This window comes from uncultured Methanobrevibacter sp. (assembly GCF_900316895.1).
Taxonomy (GTDB): Archaea; Methanobacteriota; Methanobacteria; order Methanobacteriales; family Methanobacteriaceae; genus Methanocatella.
In genome coordinates this window covers 1-25,753 of the sequence record NZ_ONER01000054.1, presented here as the reverse complement: position 1 = coordinate 25,753, position 25,753 = coordinate 1, and the positions used below count along the sequence as shown (strand labels likewise).

Here is a 25,753-nt window from a genome sequence, read left to right as displayed (position 1 = left end):
ACTGCCAGCTTGCCTTCATCCTGAAGTTTCTGGAGTTTCTGAAGTTCGCTTAATCCCCTGTGGCCTTCGGACCTGTTGGCATTGGCCTGATGTTCAAGTTCACAAACCACCGCTTCAGGCACAATGATTTCCGGAAAATCAAGCTCTTCCTTTTCCATGATTTCAGAAATTGCACCTATGATGACGGCGCTTGTGTCCGGTATTATACGTTCCATTTTAATACACGTCTTCTGGGTTTATAATTCTTTCTAGAATGATTTCCAAATCATCATCATTCAGGTTTTCAATATCTATCTTATGTTGGGTGTTCAGTTTCCTAAAGAAGCATGAACGGTAGCCTTCATGGCATGCGGCACCTGTTTGATTGATTTTTAAAATTATTGCATCCATATCACAGTCTACAAGGATTTCCTTAACCTCCTGGAAATGTCCTGAGGATTCTCCCTTAAGCCATAATTTGTTTCTTGAGGTGCTCCAATAGTGAGCTTTTCCGGTTTCTATTGTTTTGATTAATGCTTCCTTATTCATGTTTGCCAGCATCAGTATTTCCTTTGTTTCGGCATCCTGTGCAATTGCAGTGATGACCTTAACGCCATTTATTTCATGCCTGAAGTTTATTTCCATGTTCATTCCTCTTTTAAGTAATTTATGATATTTTCAATGTCAACTGCTTCCTGGTCTCCGCTTACCATGTCCTTGACGGTCACTTTTCCTTCGGCCAAATCATTGGCGCCTATTATGACCATCTTTTCAACTTTTATTTTATCTGCATAGTTCATAAGCTTCTTGAATTTTTTGCCGTTTAAATCAACATCAGTCTTGAAGCCGTTTTTTCTTAAAAGCTGTGTTATTTCAAATGCCTTGGCGCTTACGTCTTTGGAGATTGGAGCGACATAGACATCCAGGTGTGAAGGAAGCTCTTCCTTGTCGGTGAGCTCTTCAATCGCATTCATCAGTCTGTCGAAACCGAGTGCAAAACCGGTTGATTCCACTTCCTGGCCTCCGAAGAGTTTTACAAGGCTGTATGATCCTCCGCCGCAGATTTGCTTTTGGGCGCCGAGCTCGGGAACATAGATTTCAAACACGATTCCGGTGTAGTAGTCAAGTCCCCTTGCAACTCCAAGGTTTAAGGTGTAATTTTCAACGTCAAATGCTTCTAATAAATTTATTAACTCTTTAATTCTTCAACATCTGAGATGATGGATTTGTCCCCAACAAGGTCAATGAGTTTTAAAAGAATCTGGTTCAATTCGTCATTGTCGATTACCGGCTCATCGCCGCTTAGGGATTCAATCAATAAATCCTTGTCTCCCTTGTCGATGACGACCATGATTTCCCTTTGTGTTTCCTGGGTGATTTCAAAGTGCTTGAAGAGTCCCCTTATGATTCCGAGGTGGTTAATGTTTACGTCGGCTGTTGTGATTCCCAGTGATTGGATTGCATCTGAACATAATGCGATTACTTCGTCTTGCCACTGGTGCTGTTATTTCCGGTCTTAATGTCAGTTCCCTGTCTGACTTGTCCTTGAAATTGTATAATTGGTTTACAATTTCTTCTCCTGATTTGGTTGTAAATAACTTTAATTCTTCAAATAAAGGTGTTTTGATTTCTTGATAACCATAACTTTCAAATACTTTTCTTAAGGTACTTTCAGCTTGTTTTCTTTCTCTCATTTCTTCAAATAGAAAGTCTCTAGTACCTCTTGGTCTTGTAAATTCCATTTTTACACTCCTTGTATATGATATAATAATTATGTTTTTGCAAAGTTATATAATCTTTTGTTTATGGAATTTTAAAAAAACAATGGAAATCTTTATATATCATGTTTCAATGACTACAATTTTTCAAAATGGCTTCAACAAGCCTTAAATATGATTTAATATATAATGATATGTTAAAAAGTCGTTAATATCAAAAGGAGGTAGATAAGTATGATGTATTTTTTAGAAAATACTTACTTATTGTTCACTGCAATTTTTTGTTGTTTTGATTCTCCTTTCTCCATTCATTTAAGTGAGGTGAAATCATGGAGCTAATTATGTTCCTGATTGCAACATATTACTTCAATATCGTCATGTTATTGATGTTAATGTTTGCAATGAAATAGGAATATAACGCTCCATTTCACCTCTCTCCTAAATTAAATTAAGGCAATGATAATATCACAATTGATGAATTTTTATTGGAAATTGCCAGGTTTCCATGGAGGCTTTTTCTGGATTCAATGAGCACTGTCATTGCCTTAACAATCATGTTTATATATGACATTCTATATAATTATTATTAAGAGTGTTTCTCTAGTGGAAGCCTCGTAAATGAATGGATATAATTAATGTCTAACCTGGTTATTGTAGGTTTTTCCTACAATATAGACATTAATTTCTAGTTTTTAAATTATCTTCAAAGGAAATTTATTTTTATGGATATTAAAGGTAGTACAAATATTGTAGGATTGATAGGACATCCTGTCGAGCACAGTTTCTCACCGCCAATGCATAATGCTGCATTCGAGGCTTTGGAAATGGATTATGTCTATGTAGCTTTTGATGTTGATCCCATAAACCTGAAATCAGCGATTGATGGTGCAAAATCATTAAACATAAAGGGTTTCAATGTAACAATTCCCCATAAGATTGAGGTAATGAAACATCTAGATGAAATCGATGAGGTGGCTGCTCTGATAGGTGCCGTCAACACAATCGATTTTAAGGACATGAAAGGCTACAATACCGATGGTATCGGTGCTGTCAAGGCAATTGAAGAGGTAACTTCAATCAAAAATAAAAATGTTGTGGTTGCAGGTGCAGGAGGTGCTTCAAGGGCCATATCATTTTACATTGCAAAATATGGTGCTGATTCTTTAACAATTTTGAACAGGAATGTCGAAAAGGCTGATAATTTGGCTAAGGATGTTTCAAATTCCAATTTGATTAATGATGTTAAATCAGATTCGATGTCTGAAATTAACAGTCATGTGGCTGATGCCGATATCCTGATTAACACCACACCTATCGGAATGCATCCGAATGTTGATGTCGAGCCAATCGTGCTTGCGGATAATATGCATGATGATCTGGTAGTATTTGATGCGGTCTACAATCCCAACGATACAGTACTTATAAAGGAAGCAGTTAAGGCAGGTGCAAAGCCTGTTTATGGAATAAAAATGCTGCTTTATCAGGGTGCTGAAAGCTTTAGAATCTGGACAGGCCGTGATGCACCGGTTGATGTTATGGAAGACGCTTTGAGAAAAACACTTGGTTTGTGAGGATAATATGGATTTTCTGTTTGATGTTTCTGGTTTGGCAGGTGACGAAGATGACTTTTCAACATCCAAAAAGGATGTCCTGAAATATCTGAAAATTATTGGAGTGGACACCCGTTTCATATCTTACACTCCCGAAAAGATTTACATCAACAATTTAAGGTTTTCAAGGTTTTCAAGAAAAAAGGAGGCCACCTTCAACAGGCAGTATCCTGAAATCGAAGTCGTGAGAAACAAGCTGTTCCAAAAAATCTGTGCAAAGTCATCAAAGCATCTGGCATTGGAAATCGAGCCCAACTCCAGGATACTGATGCCTGAGGACAATTTCCTTGTTGAACTGCTGATGGAGCCGTACACCAGAAAATACGGCGCAAAACTGGTCTATGAAGGAGATTATGACCTGGCAGTAAATCCTCTGATTCTGGATGATCAGGTTAATAATGTTTTTGAAGGCATTTTCAAGGGTGAAGGCTTGAACCTGACTAAAAGGGAAGGGGAAATCTATCCGTTGGTCAGCGTATCACTTGACTGGATTAATTCATTTTTGAAAATGGATGGACATGACCCAATTGAATGCGAAAATAAGGATGAGCTGGCACATTCATTCAGTGAATTTTTGGATGATGTCGCTCCGCAATATAAGGATAATGTGGTCAGCGCCAGCGTGTTTGTCAGTGAAAAGCTAAATTCACAATAAAAAATAAAATTAAAAGCTGAAAAGTGTTGTTTGCTTATCTGCTTTCTTCTCTTTTTTCTCTTCAACTTTTTCTTCTTCTTCAATAATTTCAGGCTCTTCTATGACTTCTTCTGATGGTGTTTCGTCAATGCCTGGAATTTCAAACGGCAGCTCATCATCACTGGAAGGCTCTTCAGCTTCCGGAATCACGTTCATCATCTGATTTTGAAGCTCTTCTGCACGCCTGTCACGTTCTTCAACTCTCATTTGAGCCTTTTGCTTTTCCATTTTTGTGATGACCTTCTTAGGTATCTTCTTTTTCCTGAACCTTTTGATTTCCTTTTCATCAAGCTCTAGAAAGTCGGAGATTTCCCATGCAAGCTCATCATTTTGAAACATTATCTCCATGTATGGAAACATTGAAACGGCCACCCTTCGTGAAACATGCATCTTATCGAACATCTTTTCAGCAATGTCGTCGCGCAGATTCCTTTTGGCACGGTTGCGGCTCATCAGGCCGAATATGCTTGGGGTCTGGATTTTTGTGAACTTTTTATAGGTGTCATGTTTTGCGCTGCTCACTCCGATTCCCATAAAGTCGCTTGCATATTTCCAGTATCCATAGTTTCTGCTGCTTTGTGCCCTTCCAAAGTTGATATCGGCTTTTGAAATGTACTCGTATGCCTTTTTGATTTCATCAGGTTTCTTGTATTCCCTTGGAATGTTTTCGGCGATGTATTCCATTACAAGTGTGGGATCCTCTTCAATCCACATTGCTTCCTTGACATGTGCAGGTGTTTTGCTTTTCAAAACGGCGGTTATTGCATTGAAGATGTCTGAACGGGTATCCTTTGTAACCATACCGTCTACATCCTTGACTTTTAGGGTATGGTCCTTGTCGCTTAGGGCCTGCAGTGTATTAATTGCTGAGCGAACGTCTCCCTGTGATTTGACTGCAATCTCCTTTAGTGCTGCAGGTTCGACTTCAACCCCTTCTGCCTGTGCAATCTTTCGAAGCAATGCTGAAATCGAATTCCATCGGGACTTTTTCATCTTGATTACCTGACATTTTGGCTTTATTGACTGCAGCCTTTTGGAGTAGAAGTCATTGGCCATCAGTATCATCGGATGCTGTGATGATTTTATGATTTTGCCGATTTCGGCCACTCCTCCACGGTCATTTGTTCCGTGAATTCCGTCAACCTCATCGAGAATTATCAGTTTGTATTCGTCTCCAAAAAGGGATCTTGAGGTTGATGACTCTCCGATTGTGCTTTTGATGACATCCTGTGAACGCTTGTCACTTGCATTTAGCTCAATTGATTCTGAGAATTCCTTTGCTATGATCAATGCCAGTGTTGTTTTTCCGATACCTGGAGGTCCAACCAGAAGTAGAGGTATCTGCGGGTTGCCTTTTTTCCACTCGCTGACCCAATCTGTGATTATCTTAATCTCTTTTTTGTTACCGACAACTTCCGATAGCTCTTGAGGTCGGTATTTATCAGTCCATAACATTTCTATACCTTATAAGAATTGTGCGAGTAATGCTTCAAGCTGTATTCTTGGATTTGCTCCTTCCCTTATTCTAAAGTCGCATTCTGCAATCGCTTCAATCAGATTCATGTAGATTCCAGGATCCATTTTTCCATCAATTGCCCTTTTTGAGACGTCCTGATAGATTTGGGTTACCATATCCTCTCCGCTGGTTCCCTGAAGTACCATTGTTTCTCTTAAGATGTTTCTAGCACCCATAAAGTCACCCATAAGCGCCTTGGTTATCATGTTTCCGATATCCTGTGGCTTTGCCTTGGATACAACTTCATAGACTGAATCTTCGGTCACAGCTTCGCCTTCGGAGGTTGCGGCCTGAAGGACATTGACTGCTTTTCTCATATCTCCTTCGGCAAAATAGACTATTGAATCAAGGCCTTCATCTGTTGCTTCGAATCCTTCTTTTTCACAAATGTATTCGAGACGTCCTTTGATTTCCTCTGCCTTAAGCGGAGCGAATCTGAATATTGCGCATCTTGATTGAATAGGGTCTATGATTTTTGATGAATAGTTACATGAAAGTATAAATGAAGCGGTTTTGGTATACATTTCCATTTCACGACGAAGCGCATGCTGCGCATCTTTTGTCATGTTGTCGACTTCGTCCAGGAATATTATTCTGAATGGAGCGCCAACAGGTTTCAAACGACAGAAACTTTTGATGCGGTCCCTTACGGTATCGATTCCCCTTGCGTCAGACGCATTCAATTCCAAAAAGTTCTGTCTCCAGTATTCTCCCAATATGGATTTTACCAGTGCTAAGGCTGTGGTTGTTTTACCGACACCTGCAGGACCTGTAAACATCAGGTTAGGCATGCTTCCTTCGCCTACATACTTTTCAAGTCTAGCTACGATTTGTTTTTGTCCTACAACGTCTTCCAATTTTTGTGGTCTATATTTTTCTACCCATGGTCCGCTCATTTAATCACCATTTTTTTATAGTTAAGTTTATGTATGATGTTGTTAAATTATTTTTTCATTACGTTTTTAATATATGAAAATCAATTAATATATAGGTTAAGAGAGCATTTGAAAAGTAATGCTTGAAAATATTTAAGGTGTTAAAAATGAGAGGCATGTGGAGACTCAGGTTAAGGATGATATTGACATCCGCAATAATGTTTACGATTATCTATTTCTTTTTGATGTTTGTTGGAAGGTTTCTGGGAATCAGCAGTTGGAAATTTTTCTTTGGAATAAGTTTAATAATTTCATTCATTCAATACTGGTATGGACCAAGCCTTGTCAAACGGTCAATGAACGTAAGGCCGTTGTCTGAGGCAGAAGCTCCTCACATCCATCAGATGGTTCAGGAATTGGCTGATGCCGCAGGCGTACCAAAACCGGAAATAGGATTGTCAGAAATCAACATTCCAAACGCTTTTGCTTATGGCAGAACAAGCAGAAGCGGACACATTGCAATCACCCGCCCAATATTGGGATTGCTTGACCGTGATGAGCTGAGGGCTGTTTTGGGCCATGAGATGGGTCACATCAAGCACAATGACATGGCAGTTACAGCTGCCGTAAGCGTCATCCCTATGATTTGCTATTATATCGCATTGTCCTTCATGTTTTCAGGAGATAGTGAGAATGGAGGAGGAATCATCATCGGATTATTGGGATATGTATTCTATCTGGTGGGCCAATTGCTCGTGCTGTTCATCTCAAGAACCCGTGAATATTATGCAGATGCGGCAAGCGTTGAATATGGTAACAGGCCGGCTGCACTGGTGTCTGCACTTTACAAATTGTCATATGGGGCTGCAAGATGCTCCAAGGAAACTATTGATGAGGTCAATACCAACAGAGCATTCTTTGTAAATGACGTCAACAATGCAGAACATGACGTTACAGATTTCCAGCAAATCGACTTTGACGGTGACGGAAGAATCTCAGATGAAGAGCTAAGAAAACTGGCCAATTCCGAAGTCAAGATTTCAAAGACAAATGGAATCATGGAACTGTTGTCCACTCACCCGGATTCATTGAAAAGGGTAAAAAGATTGGCGGAGCTTGAACCATGAAGATGATTTTGGATGAACGTGGCAAAAAGTATGTTTTAAAGCCTGGTGAAGAGTTTCAAAGCGATTTGGGAATCATCAAAGCCGATGTTTTGGATAATGCGGAGGTTGGCGATGAAGTCAAAAGCCACCTTGACCACACATTCAAGATCATGAAGCCGAACATCAACGATTTCATTGACATCATGGACAGGCGCTGTTCAATATTGATTCAGAAGGATATCGGACAGGTTCTGGCACATTCCGGTTTGGGCGCAGGATGTCGTGTAGTTGATGCGGGAACCGGCGCAGGAGCCATTGCCCTTAACTTTGGAAATGTAGTGGGGCCTGAAGGAGAAGTGTTTACCTATGAAATCAGGGAGGACTTTGCTGAAGTCGCCCAAAAAAACATTGAAAGGTTCGGGATTGAAAACATCCATGTCAAGAACCAGAACATCAAGGATGGAATCGATGAGGACAATATCGATTTGATCTTCTTGGATTTGCCCAAACCATTTGAGATATTTGAGGAAGTATTGGAAGCTCTGAATGTCGGTGGATGGCTTTGTGTTTATGCGCCTTATGTTGACCAGGCGGAAACATCATATCGCGTTGCCAAAAAGCTGGGCTTTTATAATATTGAGATTTTCGAAACCCTGGAGCGTGGCCTGGAGGTCAGGACTCAGGGGGTTAGGCCAAAGACACGCATGGTTGGCCACAGCGGATATCTGATGTTTGCAAGAAAATTATAGCTATGCCTTTAATTGATTTTAGCTATAATTATTTTACTATTTTTATAATCTATTCTAATAATTTTGATGCTTACTTTTAATTTAATGGATTTAAAGTATTAATCATATAAAAATTAGTTAAGTGATGTAGATTTAAAAAAATAAGTGACAAGGATTTGATTCAAATCCTTATCTGATAGTGATTTTTACTTTTTTGGAGGATGCCTTATAGTATGCATTTTCCTTAAAGTTAATTTTGGCAGTGAATTTACCTCTTTTAGTCAATTTGGTTATTTTAAATGTAGCTTTACCTTTGGCGTTGGTGGTTGCCTTATAGGTTTTACCATTAACTTTTAGGGTAACTTTAACTTTCTTGACTGCCTTTCCCTTACTGTTTTTCAGGGTCATTGTGTATTTTTTGGCCTTGACAGTTCTTTTGAAAGCCTTTGCCTTGGCGGTCATTTTTGTCTTTTCCTTGTTGATTGTAATTTTATAGCTTGCAGCGGCCCGATAATTGGCATCATCTAATGTTATCAATAGATTCTTTTTACCCGCTTTTGCAGTTTTGAGCATTTTTGGGGTAAATGTGATGCTTGCAATGCCGTTTGAATCTGTAATTGCAGTTAGGATAACTTTATTGGATAATCTGAATATCACTTTTGAACCGGCAATGCCTTTAACGGTAACGGAGTACTTTCCGCCGTAATTGATAACATAGCTTTTGGCCTTTCCGGTTATTTCAACATCCTGTTTTGTGATGATCAGGTTGTATTTTTCTGTGTAGTTGTTATATGTTGAATCGCCGGTGTATGTCATGTTAAGGTCATAGTTTCCTGCATTCAGGTTAGGAATTTCAATTGTTGCAGTGCCATTGCTCACATTGCTTTCGTATGTGGTATTGTTTAAGATGACTGAAACTGTACCGTTGTTTACGGTTCCATTATCAATGGTTAATGTAACAATGATTTTAACGGTTTTTCCGTATTCGTTATCGACTGTATCTATTTCAAAGTCTACATTATATTTTACTTTTCCGTCTCCTGCTATGTCATTGTTTCCATCGACTGCACGGTTATTTGTAAATGTATCGTCTTTAATGCTTATTGTACCGCTGTTATATATCGCTCCTCCGTGCTGGCTTGCATTGTTGTTTGCGAAATTGGAATAGGTTAATAATCCGTTGGATACGTTGAAGTATATCGCTCCGCCGTCACGCGCTTTGTTTTGGTCAAATTGACTGTGATGGATGTATCCGTTTTCGGTGTTGTTCCAACAGATCGCTCCTCCTAATTCGCCGGCATAATTGTTTTTGAAGATGCATCCACCAATTCTTCCTTCGTTTCCGCTGTCCCAGAAGATGGCTCCTCCGTGTTGGCTTGCATTGTTGTTTTCAAATACGGAAGAACTGATGTAGAATTCTGTTCCGTTGTTCAGGAATATTGCTCCTCCACGAGGTGCTGAATTGTATTTAAATGTACAATCTGCAATTGTACCGTTTTCCTTTTTAACCCATCCAAGCGCTCCTGCACTGTCAGTTGCAGTATTGTTGGTGAAGATACAGTTAATTACGGTTCCTTCAATGCTGTTCATATATACAGCACCATTGTAGAATGCTTTGTTGTCTGTGAAATTGGAATCCTTAATTATTCCGTTTTGAACTCTTAAGTATATTGCTCCTCCGTCTTCTTCGGCGTAATTTCTATTGAATGTGGAACGGATGAATGTTCCGTCTCCTCCAAACCAGTAGACTGCTCCGCCTTTTCCGGTTGCATTGTTTTTATCAAATGTTGAGTCGATGGTGTGGTTGGTTGCATTGTTTCCTTCAAATGTTGAATCGATGATTTGGAAGTTGGTTGCATTATTAATGAAAATTGCTCCTCCATCTGGTTTTGCGGTGTTGTTGTAGAATTTTGAATTGATGATTTGACCGTTTGGAGCATTATTCCAGAATATTGCCCCTCCTCCTTCATTAATGGCACTGTTGTTTATGAATATTGAATTCTTGATGATTCCATTTTTCTTATAGGACCATCCGACAGCTCCGGCGCTTATGTTTGCAAAGTTGTCTTTGAAAAGGCAGTTGTCTATAATGGTATTTTCTCCTTTTACAAGCAGTGCACCATTGTAGATTCCTGTGTTGTTTATGAATTCTGAATCCTTGATTGTTGCATCTGTGGATTTTATGAATACTGCTCCAGCTTCGTCATCGGCCTTATTGTTTGTAAAGGTACAGTTGATTATGTTGGAGGCATCTCCGGTGATGTATAATGCTCCACCTTTGTTTTCTGTATATCCGTTTATAAATTGGATGTTTTTGAAGGCAACGTTTGTTCCGGTTACATTAAACATACAGGCAAGGCCTTTTCCGTCAATTGTGTGGCCGGCACCATCTATAACCAGGTTGCTTTTTTGAATTACAATACCACTTTTATATCCCTCATCTCGTGTTGAATTAAAACTGTAATCGTGTTTTAAGACAACTGAATCTTCAGACTCGGATATTAATTGATTCAAGTCGGCAAATGTGCCATTTTCCGCTTCATTTCCTTCAGTTAATTCTGTATTCAAGTCATCTATTTCAGCAGTGACTTCATCATCAATGCTTGAAAGTTCTTCTGTCATATTGTCATTTGCGCTTACCGATCCTATTGTAAGAATTGCCAACAGGAAAATGCTAACCAATATTATCCTTTTAAAATTCATATTTATTCCCTCGATTCATTAATATTATTTTTCAGAATACAAGATATAAATAAATTAGGTGAGGTTTAAATAAAAAATAAAAAATGATAGAGAATTTTGATATTCTCTATTTTTTAACTTTTACGCTTCTTTTTACAGTGTCTTTCCTTTTTGTTGGTTTTTGCCTTGTATTTTTTGCCTTTGAACTTGAAGGTCACTTTTTTGTTTTTAAGTGCTTTTTTGCCTTCTTTTAAGGTGGCTTTCAGTATGAGTTTTTTGGCGGATTTTTTGACTTTAACCTTTTTGAGGGTTAGGATCTGTTTTACTTTTACCTTGTTTGTCACTTTGATTCCTTTGTATTCGGCGGTTACTGTGTATGTTTTTGGAAGGTATGTTTTGGTGAATTTCAAGGTAATGTAGCCATTCTTATCAGTTTTCAGTGTTTGCACTTTTCCGTTCACTGTCACTTTGACCGCAACATTTGATCCGACAGGTTTACCGTCATCTCCGATGATTTGAATCTTGTATGCATAGTTTTTGGCATAGTATGTGTCAACGTTTTTGTTTCCAGTGATTCTGGTAGTGATTTTAACTGTTTTGGTGATATTGTCGTTGTTTAATGGGTTTACAGTTGTCACTGCATATGTTCCAATTGCCAATTTGATGTTTAAAACAGCAATACCTTTATCATCAGTAGTGGCGTTGTATTTGTTGCCGTTTATGATGAATGTGACCTGTTTTTTAGCCATTGGGTTTCCGTTTCCGTCAACGACTGTTACCTGATAGTCTACACCACTGTCGTATCCTCTGGTCATGTCAGTTGCTTTTATGATTGCTGTGACGTTTGCAATGCTTGTTTTTTTGGATTTTGCAGGATAGTTTTCATCACCAGTGTATTCAAAGTCCACAGTGCTGTCTAATGGTATCAGCGGCATGGTTATAACTGCTTTGCCGTTTTCTACTGTTGCGTTGTATTGTTTGCCGTCAACTATAACTGTAACGTTTCCTGTAGCATCTTCAGGGAAAGTGAATGTTATAACGGTTTCGTTTGCAGTGTTTGTTGCGGTTATTTCAGGTTCGAAAGCTTCGTTTTTCAGCACACTAACTTTGACAGTGTCATTTATTGCGTCTGTGTAGTTTTCACTTTCAGCGTATTTGACGGTTATTGTATAGTTTCCAACTTTAACTCCTGTGAATGTTATTGTATTTGTGCTTGCAGTCAATATTTCCTCTTTGGTTTGGTTTCCAACAGTTATATTGTATTTACCGCCAGCATCAGTGATAACGGTAATAATAACATCACTCGAATAGGTTGCATTTTCAGCACTGACATTAATAGTTGGAGTAGCCTTTAAAACACTTACTTTAACTGTGTCATTTAATGCTGCAGTATAATTTTCAGTTTCAGCATATTCAACATTTATTGTGTACTCTTTTGCAGACAAACCAGCAAATGCTACATTTCCAACAACATTAGCAACCAAATCAATCTCTTTTTGCTGATTGCCAACCTTAACAGTATACTTGCCTCCAACATTGCCAGTGACATTCACAATCAAATCACCAGGATAAACTGTGCTTTCAGCACTTACAGATATAGTTGGAGTGGCCTTTAAAACACTAACACTAACTGTATCGTTTACTGCACTGGTGTAATTTTCTGTTTCATTAAATGTTACATTGATACAATATATTCCCGCTTTTATGCCTTTGAATACCACTGATTTCATTTCATTAGCATTTAAGTCAATGATTATACTCTGATCGGCAATTTTTATGACGTATTTACCTGCCGCATCGCTTGTTAAATTAATGATGACCTCATTAGGATATACGACATTACTGCTAGCGACACTGATATTCGGTGTTGTTTTATCAACATTCATGGTTTTAAATGTTGCTGAAACTGTTTTTTCATTATATCTGTCTGTCTGATTAAATGTGACTGTTATATTATATGTTCCGTCGGCCAATAGACCCAAATCGAATTCATAGACATTGTTAACAACTGTAATGATTTGGACAGTATTGTTGAAAATCAAACTGTAATATCCATCAAACTGTGAAATAACTTTTCCAGTGACATTTTTATTTACAAATATCTCATCTAAATCGAATTCTAAATTAATATTCGCTTTAAGAACTTTAAAACTATGGATTTCTATAATCTCATCATAATTTTCATTGCTGAAGAATGTGGTTGGAGTATAAGTTCCAACATCCAGTGGGATGCTTGCATTTCCAGTACCGTTTTTAACTTCAATGATTACTTTTTCATCATTGATTTGAACCGTATAATTGCCGTCCACATCAGCTTTTACTGTTATTGTTGTATTTAACCCATATTCGACAGTGTCTGCACTGATTACAATATTGTTTTCAGCCGGAATTACTTCAATCATTTTTGAATCCATGCTTTGCTCAACTAATCTTGATTCTTGATTAATAATGGTCATATTATAATTTCCAACATTCAAATCAGGTTCAAATGGAAAAGTCAAGTCATCTTCATCAAATATTATATCTCCAGCATCATTCATGATTATTAAACGTATGGAAGTGAAATTTTCAACACCAAAATTAACGCGAACGTCCCCATATGAGAATATGGCCTGTTTAGATAATCTGATTATGGAGTTCACTTTCAGTGAATTGAATACTGTCTCTACGGTGCAATTTGTATAATTTTCATTTCCTAAATTTGAAAGTGTCAATAGGTATTGTCCAACATCCAAAAATATATTTATGGAATTTGAAGTGATATTTTCAAATTCGATTGTTGAATTTGTTTCCAAATTCCTAATGACACCACAAACATCAGTACGATTTTCTATATCAAAGTTGATTTGTGTCAAATCGACATAGCGCACATCTGTGATGTTGACAGTTATTTTTGAATTGGCCTTATTGACTGTAAACATTTCATAGGCGATGTCCTCATAAAATGCATCGCTTTCGAAGTTAATGATTTTTATTGTATGGTTTCCTGCAACCAGATTGGATATTATCAGTTGATTATTATCAACACTTCCATTTTTAAGAATGTTGCCGTTTTTATCGTAAATGACGTATTCAGACAATGTTTTATTCTCAATACTTAAATCAACAATCAATGATTCTCCATAAGTTATTATAGGAATTGGCATGATAGTGACTGATGAATTGAATTTAAGTATAATGTATCTGGCACTATAAACCACATTGTTTAGAAGTGATTTTGATTTAACAGTGACAGTATAATTTCCTGAAGCAAATTTCCTGTTTAGTTGATATGTGGTCTGATTTAACGATCCGCAGGTTTCATTCTCATCATCTACAAATAACAGTTCATTTACAAGAACAGTATTGTTATTGTCATCTTTTATGCTTGCAGTTAATAAGTTATCCTCCATGTAATAATTTGTAAATGTTTTATTGTCACAGACATAGCTGCTTGTTTCAGAAGTGATTTCACCATAAACCATTATGGCTTCATCATTCAATTCATTTTTACTTAAAAATAATTTACTGTTGTTATCTGCAAAAATACTTACCAATTTTCCATTATTTTTAAAGAATGACTCTTTAACTGTTGCACTACTGTTGATAATGTTTACTGCAAATCCGTCACCAACATTATTGTCTGTAAAATTGGATTTTAAAATATTCATATTCTGGGAATCAGTCACCACCAATAGGTCATTACCGGTATTATTCTCAAATGAAATATCCTTAACTGTACCATTATCTCCAGTCCAATAAATCGGAACATGCAAGTTTAAAATTGTCAAATTATTCAATGATACACTATCCGAATTGATTAGAAATACTGAGTTGGCATCATTTCCGTCAATACAGAAACCATTTCCAATAATGGAAATTACCTTTCCGATTTTGATTCCATCATAGTAATCCATATCATAAACAGGGTTAAATTTAAAATCATATGATAAATCTAAAGAAGTATCTGCATTATCTATTAAATTAGACAAATCAGTGAATAATCCTCTGGAATCATAATTCACTGCAAATTTGAAGTCAGAACCATGATAGGTTAATGTTAATGTATCATTGGACAATTCCCCGTTCATATAAGTTAGTGCGCCCTTATTATTCACCAATGAAACGTTGTCATCACAGATTCCTGTTTCACTGGAAGCGTTAAATGAAACATCGGAAGGAACCTCTGTAATGTTAATTAACTCACCGGTGGTGGAGTTGTAGAGCACAAAATAGACTTCAATAGTATTTTCAGTCATCTTTAATGGGGTTGTTTCTAAGATAAGGTAATTGTCAATTGATCCTATATTAATCAGTGAGCTTGTATCACTGATGTTTCCAAACCAACAGTAATTGACATTAGCCCTGCCCTCACCAGAGTCTTCTCTAATATAAATAGGAGTGCTTCCATCAATAGTGTTTAAAAAGATTGACTGTGTGATTATAACAGTTTGATTCTCGATTGCAATATCGTTTCTCTGGTGGTTATATTCATTTTCGATATGTTTATTGTTAATGAATTTACAATCTTTAACGATGCAATCTCGGCTCTGTAACTCCTGATAAACCTCATCATCTAAATATATTCCCATCATCTGAAGTAAATCCTGACCAATCCATTGTATATAAAGAGAACCCCACATAGCTGCATGATTATTTATGAATGTAATATTGGAAATATTAGGGACTCTGCAGAACATTGCTCCAGTACGCAGGGCAGTGTTGTTTACAAATATGGAATTGGACATTATGCTTTCAAATTGAACATATGCTGCTCCCGTACTTTGTGCATCATTATTTTCAAAGAGGGAATTATTAACGTTGGAATTATTTAAATATATTGCACCGCCCTCGTTTGCATGGTTTGAGATGAAATTGCACCCCATGATATATGCATTCCCTCCAAATACGGCTCCACCAAGGCCATACCCGTAATTACCTTCAGGGGCATGAGCAGTATTATTTGTGAAATTGGAATTTATAATAATTGTTTCATATGAATTGTAAATTGCCCCACCATTCCATCCGGTATTGTTTGTGAAATTGGAGTTTTCAATAATAATTTTACAGTTTTCGGAATAAATTGCAGAACCATTAGAGTTGATCAAATTGATATTTTTAAATATTATCTCTTTATGTGAAGTTAATTTAAAGATAGATGATAGGCCACATGCATCAAAAGTGAAGAAATTACCGTCAATGGTCAAGCTCTTATTGATGCATATTCCATCAATTAATTCACTGCCTCCAGCCAGATAATTATAATCGCCGGTCAAATTGATTGTTGTGTTTTCATCAGTGCTGTCGATTAAAAATTGGAAACGGTCAAAATCACTAATATTTACATTAATCGTTCCGGTAAAGACAAGATTTGAATTAGGACTGGTATAACTCTTATAATACTGACTTGGGGATTGTGTTACTGTATAGGTATAGTAACCATTTTTGAATAAAAATTTAGTTACGGAAACTTCACCCAATTTGCCGGTATTGTAGATTACGTCTAAAAGCACATTGTTTTCATCTTTGATTGTTATTTGAATATCCTGGTCCAATACACGATTTAAGTTAACCTGACTTATATTATCATTCCAGCCAGTTCCACCATTATCATTGATACAATCAAATTCAAGTACTCCGGATTCAGCATATACTGCATTAAAATAATTTTCCCTTGCAATATATGTAAAAGTAAATTGGGAAATTCCGTCAGTTGTATTAATATATGGCTCGGCGGCATTATTTGTAAAAGTAGATGAATTAATCTTACCAGATTTAGTATATATTGCTCCACCCATAAATGCGCGATTGTTTCTAAAATTAATTGATTTTAAATTTATATCTTTTTCACAATAAATTGCCCCTCCAAAACGTGCATAATTGTCTGCAAATTCCAAACCGTTAACTTCATTGGAGAGATTATTTACAGTATATATTGCCCCACCTTTATTATTTGCACTATTCGAATAAAATTTACTTCCTTGACATTTAAACTCTGTTTCAGAATAAATTGCACCTCCGTTATCTCCTGCATAATTGCCTGTGAATGTTGATCCTTGAATATTAAGGGAACCCCGGTTATAAATGGCTCCTCCCAAAATTCCACGATTATTTCTGAAATTACAATTTTCAATATATGCAATCCCTCCAGGTAGAATATAAACGGATCCAGTAAATTTTAATCCCTTGTTATTCTCAAAATTACAATCTTTAATATTTAATGACCCTCCTTGAGAAATAAAAATAAGTGCATCGTCATCATATTTAATAACATTATTAATAAATGTACAATGTTCAATGTTTCCAGTACATTCCGATGGTATATAAACAGCAGTGGTACAATTAGTAAAAACTATATTACGAAGAGTAATCCCCTTTTGAAGAATTGCAATTAAATTCCCTGTATATCCATAACCATCAAGGGTGTGCCCGTTACCCTCAACAACAATATCACTTCCATGAGCCAACCTGACGTAAGACAAATCGTAGTTTACAATATCTTTTTTGAAATAAATAGTGCTCCCACTTTCTGCATTATATATTGCGTCGGCAAATTCAGCAAAATTATTTACAACATAAGATGTTGAGAGAACATCTTGATCATTTGAATAAGATAATACGTTGTCTCCACTTTCATCAATCGATTCAATGTCACTAACACCAAGCACATCATCATCAACTTCACTTTCAACAGCACTTTCATTAATTGTATCAAAGTCACTAACACCAAGCACAGCTTCATCAACCTCGCTTATTGAAGTATCATTAAAATCGCTTGCAGCTGCAACGTTAAGCAAACAGAATAATGCCATTGTCAATAAGAAAATTATCATCACATTATTTTTATTCATTGCACCACTCCCTTATATACTTGATAAAAAAATTATATTACCGGTAAATACTTTGTCAAAAAAAATAGATAAATTTATTGGAAAAATTATTTTTTCTTTAAATCTTTTAATTCCATATTTCTATTATTCCACATTAGTGGTAAAGTGATATTTTGAACTGACTATTCCTTAATTAATATCATATTAAAATTGCAAATTGAAATCCGAAACAATGCCATTAATGTCAAACACAACCAAGCAAATCAAAAGAAAAAATAGTGATTATATCAACATTTCAACATGAATACCTAAATCAAAAATTACAATGAAAACATTAGTTAAAACCCGCTACAATTATTAGTCAGTATTGACCCCATACTTAAAACAAGTACCGGTACCGACCAATATTTGTGTAAACACAAATAAATAATCTTCGTTAATGTGAAACACGATGCATTAAAATTAATAATAAAAATTGAATCAACAGTATACTATTAGAGAAATGGCTTTAAAATTATAGTAAATATCATCTGATATTTATCTTGTAAACTTTTTTTAGAAATAGTTTTTTTAGAGAAATCTTTCAGCTATGAATTTTTAAGGTTGATACATAGGGTGCAAAAAAGAAAAGAAAAAAATAAGGAGATTAACTTCATCCTTATTTTAAATATTATTTTTTAACTTTTACACTTCTTTTTACAGTGTCTTTTAGGTAGGTTACTTGGTAAGTTACTTTTTTGCCTACTTTGAGTTTTTTGAGCACTGATTTTTTGATCCTTTTTGTTGGTTTTTGCCTTGTATTTTTTGCCTTTGAACTTGAAGGTCACTTTTTTGTTTTTAAGTGCTTTTTTGCCTTCTTTTAAGGTGGCTTTCACTACAAGTTTTTTGGCGGATTTTTTGACTTTAACCTTTTTGAGGCTTAGGACCTGGTTTACTTTTACCTTGTTTGTCACTTTGATTCCTTTGTATTCGGCAGTTACTGTGTATGTTTTCGGAAGGTAGTTTTTGGTGAATTTCAAGGTAATGTGGCCATTCTTATCAGTTTTCAGTGTTTGTGCCTTACCGTTCACTGTCACTTTGACCGCAACGTTTGATCCAACAGCTTTACCATCGTCACCTATTATGCAAAGTTTGTATGCATAGTTTTTGCCATAGTATGTGTCCACATTCTTGTTTCCGGTAATTCTGGTAGTGATTTTAACGGTTTTTGTAACATTGTCGTTGTTTAATGGATTTACAGTTGTCACTGCATATGTTCCAATTGCCAATTTGATGTTTAAAACAGCAATACCTTTATCATCACTAGTGGCATTGTATTTGTTGCCGTTTATGATGAATATTACCTGTTTTTTAGCCATTGGGTTTCCGTTTCCGTCAACAACTGTTACCTGATAGTCCACTCCGCTGTCGTATCCCCTTGTCATGTCCTCCGCTTTTATGATTGCTGTGACATTAGCAATGCTTGTTTCCTTGGATTTAGCAGGATAGTTTTCATCACCACTATATTCAAAGTCCACAGTACTGTCAAGCGGAATGAGCGGCATGGTCACTGTTGCTTTGCCGTTTTCAACTGTTGCATTGTATTGTTTGCCGTCAACTATAACTGTAACGTTTCCTGTAGCATCTTCAGGGAAAGTGAATGTTATTACAGTTTCATTTGCGGTGTTTATTGCGGTTATTTCAGGTTCGAAAGCTTCATTTTTCAGTACACTAACTTTGACAGTGTCATTTATTGCTGAAGTGTAATTTTCAGTTTCAGCGTATTTGACGGTTATAGTATAGTTTCCAACTTTAACACCTGTGAATGTTATTGTATTTGCGCCTGCAGTCAATGTTTCCTCTTTGGTTTGATTTCCAACAGTTATATTATATTTACCGTTAGCATCAGTGTTAATGGTAATTATTACATCACCAGGATAGGTTGTGTTTTCTGCTTTTACTGTTATTGTTGGTGTTGTTTTTAAAACACTTACCTTGACTGTGTTGTTTGTTGCGCTTGTGTAGTTTTCTGTTTCAGCATAGGTTACATTAATTAGGTATTCATTTGCAGATAAGCCGGTAAATGTAATGCTTTCAACAGTATTTGCGGTTAAATCAACCTCTTTTTGTTGATCTCCAACTTTAACAGTGTATTTTCCACTAACATCACTAGTGATATTTACAGTCAAGTCTCCTGGGTAAACTGCATTTTCAGCACTAACTGTTATTGTTGGTGTTGCTTTAAAGATGTTTACTTTGACTGTGTCGTTTATTGCACCAGTGTAGTTTTCTGTTTCCGCGTAGTTTACATTAATAATGTATTCTTTTGCAGGTAAGTTGGTAAATGTTACTTTTCCAGTTACATTAGCAATTAGATCAATATCTTGTTCTTTATCACCTACGTTTACGGTGTATCTGCCGCCAACATCACTAATTACATTCACAATCAAGTCTCCTGGGTAAACTGCATTTTCAGCACTAACTGTTATTGTTGGTGTTGCTTTAAAGACGTTTACAGTGACTGTGTCGTTTATTGCACCAGTGTAGTTTTCTGTTTCAGCAGAGGTTACATTAATGATATATTCATTTGCGGATAATCCGGTGAATGTTACGGTTTTTGTAATGTTTGCTGTTAGGTTGATTTCTTCTTTCTGGTCTCCAATTTTAACTGTGTACTTACCTGTAAGGTTACTAGTAATATTTACAATAATGTTTCCAGGATAAGTCACGTCATTTGCAACAACATTGATTTTTACAGTTGCCTTGTTAACTTTAAAGGTTTTTGTGGCATTGCTTTTAAGAACGTTATCTGTTCCCATGTTTGTTATTGTTATTGTGTATGTTCCTGCAGCCAAATCAGGGTTAACTATTCTTTCATCAGTTGTTGTGTTGAATACTGTTTCATTATCCTCATTTATGATTATAATTTCAATGGTTGTAGGATTTTCCACGCTGAATTCGATTGAAACGTTTCCATAGGTGAATTCATCCTTATCTCCAATTGTCACAGTGCTCTCCAGATAATTTTTGTTCACGGTAACTTGTGCTGCATCATAATGGGCTGTGAGTGATGTTTGAGTTGCCTTAGGGATGTATGCTACTTGATCCACTCCGTTTTCATCAAGGGATGCATTATTCGCAACGTCCAGGTTTTCATTTGTTAATGTCAGATTTATTTGCGGCAATCTGTAAGATTGTCCGGTGAGTATTCTGGAATTTTTCTTATCATATATGTTGTTTAACTTGATACTTGCAATGCCATCGGCCATTGACATATCCATGAAATACCAATAATCACATACAACATCCTCTGAAACTGGAGGTGCAGCATTATAGTTGGTAATATTGTTTCCAAACCAATTGTAATCGGCATTTAATTCAGATCCAAACCATGAAGTGTCTTTATAATATATGCTGCTTCCTCCATTATTTATGAAAATGCAGTAATTGACTGGAGTATATGCACTATCCGAATATATTGCATTTCCGTTATCTGATGCGGTATTGTTAATGAATATCAATTGTGAAATTGTTCCATAATCAAAACTGGCATAAAGTGCTCCACCATTTTCCGCTTGGTTTTTGATGAATGTGGAATTACCAATACTGCTTTTTTCTGCAGTTATATGTATTGCCCCTCCATTTGCTGCACTATTTTTTGAAAATTCTGTGTTTCCAATTGTACTTTTTTTAGCGGCGAGATATATTGCCCCACCATTATTTACAGCACTGTTTTCTGAAAATGTTGAATATTCAACAGATTCCTGTTCGTTATCAAGCCAATCCCCTTTTTCATTGAAGTAGATTGCTCCGCCGTCATTGGTTGCAGTGTTTTTGATGAATGTGGAGTTTATCACCTTACCGTAATCATAATGCCAGAAGATTGCACCTCCGTTTTGTGCACTGTTGTCTTCAAAAGAGCTTGAATTTACGGTTCCGTAATTTGCATTCCAGTAGGCCGCACCTCCATTGGTTGCGGTGTTGTTTGCAAATTTACAATCGGATAATTTGCCTTCCTGTGAATTCCAGTAGACTGCTCCACCATCTGGCGCATTATTTAATGTAAATTTGCTGCTGGTTACAACACCGTTTACATCATTCCAGAAGATTGCACCACCTTTGCTGTCTGCATGGTTGTTTTCAAATTCACAATCGGATATTTTACCGTTCTGTTTATTCCAGTAGACTGATCCACCATCTCCTGTAGCGGTATTGTATCTGAAGGTACAGTTTTCTACTGTAGCCACAGTGGTATAAACATATATTGCTCCGCCTAATCTTGCACGGTTATTTATGAATGTTGTGTTTGTAACTGTCATGTTTCTGCCTTGGAGGTATAATGCCCCTCCATCTCTTGCGGCATTACCTTTAAATATTGAATCTTTTATTAGTCCATTTTGTCCGGTCCATGTTATTGCTCCGTTTTGAGCCCCAGTGTTGTTTTCAAAGGTACAGTTGTCGACCACTCCATCATGTCCGCTCCAGAGAACAGGGCCGTCGTATCCGCCCACATTTTCATTATGTCCATTCACAACAATGAGATTTTTCAAGGTTACTTTTTCGCCACATACTGTAAATATTAATGATTTGCCGAGGGCGTTTATGGTGTGTCCGTTACCGTCAATGGTTATATTTGTAGCTCTTATGGTAATTCCGCCGATGCTGTCAATGCCTTCTGTGAATGTATAATCCCTGTCAAGGACAATGGTGGAATTGTCAGCAGCAGTAGTTATTAAATCATTCAGCAAGTCAAACTCTCCTTTTTGAGTGAAATTAACAGTGTAATTAACGTTTTCATAACTTGCTGTTAAAAATGCAGGTTTGGAAAGCATATAAACGTTGATTTGGATTTCACCATCATCACCGAAATCAATGCTTCCCTGACTGCTTGACATGTTGACAAAATATAATCCAATACTTAAGTCGGGTAAAGTGTATCCGCTATTCCTAATGACTCTTTTATTGACATTGTCATATACGTTGTTTAGGGAAACGTTTGCATAGTCATGCATCAGTGTCATGTTTAAGAAATACCAAGTATTTGCATCAAAATTGACTTTATATGGACTGTTGAAATTGTCTGCAGTATTTCCTAACCAGTTATAATCCAAGTAGCATTCTTGAGGTTGGCTTTCGGCATAAATTTCATATTCTGATTCGGAATTGATAATAATATTGTTTGTAACATTCAGTTTATTCAAAATCTTTATGGTATGAATGATTTTGTCAGCATCGTTTTGAATAAAAATTGAACCGTTTATTTCCACATTTGAAGTTGAATTCAAAAGAATTAAGCTTTCGCCACCAACGTTATTGACAAATTTGGCATTATTTAAAACGCAAACGCCTTCAACGTTTAGGATTGAAGTGTTGTTTGCGATATTGTCCAGGAAGTAGCAATCATTTAAAACACAAAAGTCCTCAATGTTTAGGATTGAAGTGTTGTTTGCGATATTGTCAATGAATTGGCAGTCATTGAATTCACAATTGCAGCTGATTATGATATTTTCACTGTTTTGTTCAAATGTACAATTGTTAAATGTGATTTTCTGAGCATTTATGGCGTTTATCGGAATGTTACAGTTGACAAAAGTAATGTTATTGAATGTAATGTTGGCGAAAGGATTATTTATTTGGAATGCTGTACGGTTATTTCCATTTATTACATGCCCATTACCGTTTATTGTCAGATTTTTATCAATTAAAATTCCTTCACTGCCAATGTGTGAATCTCCAGCTTCACTATATGAATAATCATTCTCCAAGGTTAATGATTCTGTTGCCTGAGTAACATTTGATTGAAGCGCAGTAAATGAAACAGGAGATATTTGATCAAATTTAAAAACATGTTCATAACTCATAAACTTGAAAGTTATTTCCCCATTTTGAATTGACTCATCGGGAGTATATTCAAAAGAATGTTTGTTTAGGTCAAAGCCAATCTTATTTGTATTTAGGGTACCTGTTGTTGTTTCAATAGTGAACTCTCTTGGAAGGAAATTGTACCACAATGATAATGTTTGAACATATGTGAAATGTCCTGTTATAACATAGGGAGAATCTACATTCTTAACATATTCAAGTTTTAAGTTCATTTCATTGTTTATATAAATTTTCCGCCATTCTTTATCTTGTTTAATGTCATGTCCATTTGGGAACCAGCATTCAGTGAAACCTAAGGCATAAAATGAGGTAAAAATGGAATCCCTTGCAAAAAATATACAACTGGCAAAGGTATCTTGATTATCGGTTTCTTTATAAGGATAATCCCATGAGCAAAGGCAAAACTTCATATAAGCATCTTTTCCCACCTCGGCGGTGTTCTTATCGAAAACTGAATACCTTATTCTTGGGTAATATTCCCTGGCGTAAATTGCACCTCCATCATCTTCAGCGCTGTTTTCTAGAAAAACACATTGAAATACTCCATCATTACCGTTAACAGGTGCATATGCATAGATTGCACCTCCATCAGTATTGGCATGATTTTTATAAAAATAACAGTTTATCATTTCATTATGACAACCATTTGTGTAAATTGCTCCACCATAGTCTCCCTGATTACTGATAAAAGTCGAATCCCTAACTACATTGCTTCTTGAATATCTCTCCCGTGGATCGCCATCATGTTCTGTGAAATAAATGGCTCCCCCATAGTCTTTGGCTTTATTATCTTCAAAATGACAATTTCTGATGGTTGACTCTCGTACATCGAATTCTATAGCGCCACCATGGTCATCGGCGGAATTATTGGTGAATCTGCAATTTAGTATATTTGTTCTAACATATTCAGCATATATTGCACCACCGTCATCAGCATGGTTATTGTCAAAAGTACAATCAACAATATCTAATGAAGCTTCATTCCCTTGTTCACTTACACATCTTATTGCACCCCCGCTGGTCCAGGTGACATCACCATTTTTAAAAGTAATGTTATTCAAGAACACATGTTTTTGCTTACCTAATTCTATATCAAAAATACGGTCTTTACCTTTTCCATCAAGATAATGGCCTCTTCCATCTATTGTAATGCTTTTAGAAAATTCAACGGTAGCAGTATTCTTAAAAGCATAATCCTTATCCAGATAAATGGTAGAACCCTCTTCGGCACCGTTAATTAAATCCTGCAAATCTCTAAAGCTGCCTTCATCGGCACTTAATGTGTCTTCATCTGCAACATTTAGAATACTATTGTTTTCTTCAATCTGTGTGTCTGTTGCCTTTAAAATGTCAACATCTTGTGTAATATCGTCTGTAACTTCACTGACTGCATCTGTATCATTCACATCACTTGCGGCAACTGTTGCCAATGTGAATAAAGTAACAAATAAAATCGTGAAAATTACCAAAGCCTTGTATTTCATGAATTAAATCCTCATTTATCTAAATTTTCATTACTTTAATATCTTTTGTTAATAAGAAAAAAGATAGAGAATGTTAAGATTCTCTATTTTTTAACTTTTACGCTTCTTTTGACAGTGTCTTTTAGGTAGGTTACTTGGTATTTTACCTTTTTGCCCACTTTAAGCTTTTTAAGCACTGATTTTTTGATGGTTACTTTTGCCACTCCTTTTTTGTTGGTTTTTGCCTTGTATTTTTTGCCTTTGAACTTGAAGGTCACTTTTTTGTTTTTAAGTGCTTTTTTGCCTTCTTTTAAGGTTGCTTTCAGTACAAGTTTTTTGGCTGATTTTTTGACTTTGACCTTTTTGAGGGTTAAGATCTGTTTTACTTTTACCTTGTTGCTCACTTTGATTCCTTTGTATTCTGCGGTTACCTTGTATGTTTTCGGAAGGTAACTTTTGGTGAATTTCAAGGTAATGTAACCATTCTTATCAGTTTTTAAGGTTTTTGCTTTACCGTTCACTGTCACTTTGACCGCAACGTTTGATCCGACAGGTTTGCCGTTATCTCCAATGATGCGAAGCTTGTAGGCATAGTTTTTGCCATAGTATGTGTTCACATTCTTGTTTCCAGTGATTCTGGTAATGATTTTAACGGTTTTAGTGACATTGTCGTTGTTTAATGGGTTTACAGCTGTCACTGTGTGTGTTCCT

10 protein-coding genes and 3 pseudogenes are annotated in these 25,753 nt (G+C 36.2%); 4 read left to right on the top strand and 9 right to left on the bottom strand.

The window, feature by feature from the left end; genetic code table 11:
- From QZN27_RS06785 to QZN27_RS06775, 3 genes and pseudogenes are all read right to left on the bottom strand, one after another.
- Window positions 1–215, bottom strand: a pseudogene (locus QZN27_RS06785) (ATPase); the annotation flags it as partial.
- Window position 216: 1 nt separating this feature from the next.
- Window positions 217–624 carry a phosphoribosyl-AMP cyclohydrolase gene (gene hisI, locus QZN27_RS06780; protein ID WP_296785520.1) on the bottom strand — a complete coding sequence of 136 codons (408 nt, stop codon included), beginning with the start codon at window positions 622–624 and terminating at the stop codon, window positions 217–219.
- A gap of 2 nt (window positions 625–626) precedes the next feature.
- Window positions 627–1,721 (bottom strand): annotated as a pseudogene (locus QZN27_RS06775) (histidine--tRNA ligase).
- Between the two features lie 698 nt (window positions 1,722–2,419).
- On the opposite strand from QZN27_RS06775, the gene aroE reads away from it, so the two are divergent.
- A complete protein-coding gene (gene aroE, locus QZN27_RS06770; protein ID WP_296785517.1) occupies window positions 2,420–3,268 on the top strand; it encodes a shikimate dehydrogenase in 849 nt (282 codons plus the stop codon).
- 7 nt (window positions 3,269–3,275) lie between these two features.
- A complete protein-coding gene (locus tag QZN27_RS06765; protein ID WP_296785514.1) occupies window positions 3,276–3,962 on the top strand; it encodes an ATPase in 687 nt (228 codons plus the stop codon).
- Window positions 3,963–3,971: 9 nt separating this feature from the next.
- Here the strand turns inward: QZN27_RS06765 and QZN27_RS06760 are convergent, their stop codons facing one another.
- A complete protein-coding gene (locus QZN27_RS06760; RefSeq protein ID WP_296785511.1) occupies window positions 3,972–5,456 on the bottom strand; it encodes a replication factor C large subunit in 1,485 nt (494 codons plus the stop codon).
- Between the two features lie 9 nt (window positions 5,457–5,465).
- Complete coding sequence (locus tag QZN27_RS06755; protein ID WP_296785508.1) at window positions 5,466–6,413, bottom strand: replication factor C small subunit; 948 nt, start codon at window positions 6,411–6,413, stop codon at window positions 5,466–5,468.
- Between the two features lie 146 nt (window positions 6,414–6,559).
- Here QZN27_RS06755 and QZN27_RS06750 point away from each other — a divergent pair, with 146 nt between their 5' ends.
- The gene (locus tag QZN27_RS06750; protein WP_296785506.1) at window positions 6,560–7,519 is read left to right on the top strand and encodes a zinc metalloprotease HtpX; all 960 of its coding nucleotides are present in this window, start codon (window positions 6,560–6,562) and stop codon (window positions 7,517–7,519) included.
- Window positions 7,516–8,247: a tRNA (adenine-N1)-methyltransferase gene (locus QZN27_RS06745; RefSeq protein ID WP_296785504.1), complete on the top strand. Its 732-nt coding sequence runs from the start codon at window positions 7,516–7,518 to the stop codon at window positions 8,245–8,247. Before QZN27_RS06750 ends, QZN27_RS06745 begins: the two co-directional genes overlap by 4 nt.
- A 168-nt stretch (window positions 8,248–8,415) precedes the next feature.
- Here QZN27_RS06745 and QZN27_RS06740 read toward each other — a convergent pair whose 3' ends face one another.
- From QZN27_RS06740 to QZN27_RS06725, 4 genes and pseudogenes are all read right to left on the bottom strand, one after another.
- Complete coding sequence (locus QZN27_RS06740) at window positions 8,416–10,929, bottom strand: Ig-like domain-containing protein (protein WP_296785502.1); 2,514 nt, start codon at window positions 10,927–10,929, stop codon at window positions 8,416–8,418.
- A 113-nt stretch (window positions 10,930–11,042) separates the two neighbouring features.
- Complete coding sequence (locus QZN27_RS06735) at window positions 11,043–17,738, bottom strand: hypothetical protein (RefSeq protein WP_296785500.1); 6,696 nt, start codon at window positions 17,736–17,738, stop codon at window positions 11,043–11,045.
- 656 nt (window positions 17,739–18,394) lie between these two features.
- Complete coding sequence (locus tag QZN27_RS06730) at window positions 18,395–25,063, bottom strand: right-handed parallel beta-helix repeat-containing protein (protein ID WP_296785498.1); 6,669 nt, start codon at window positions 25,061–25,063, stop codon at window positions 18,395–18,397.
- Window positions 25,064–25,146: 83 nt separating this feature from the next.
- Window positions 25,147–25,753, bottom strand: a pseudogene (locus QZN27_RS06725) (hypothetical protein); the annotation flags it as partial.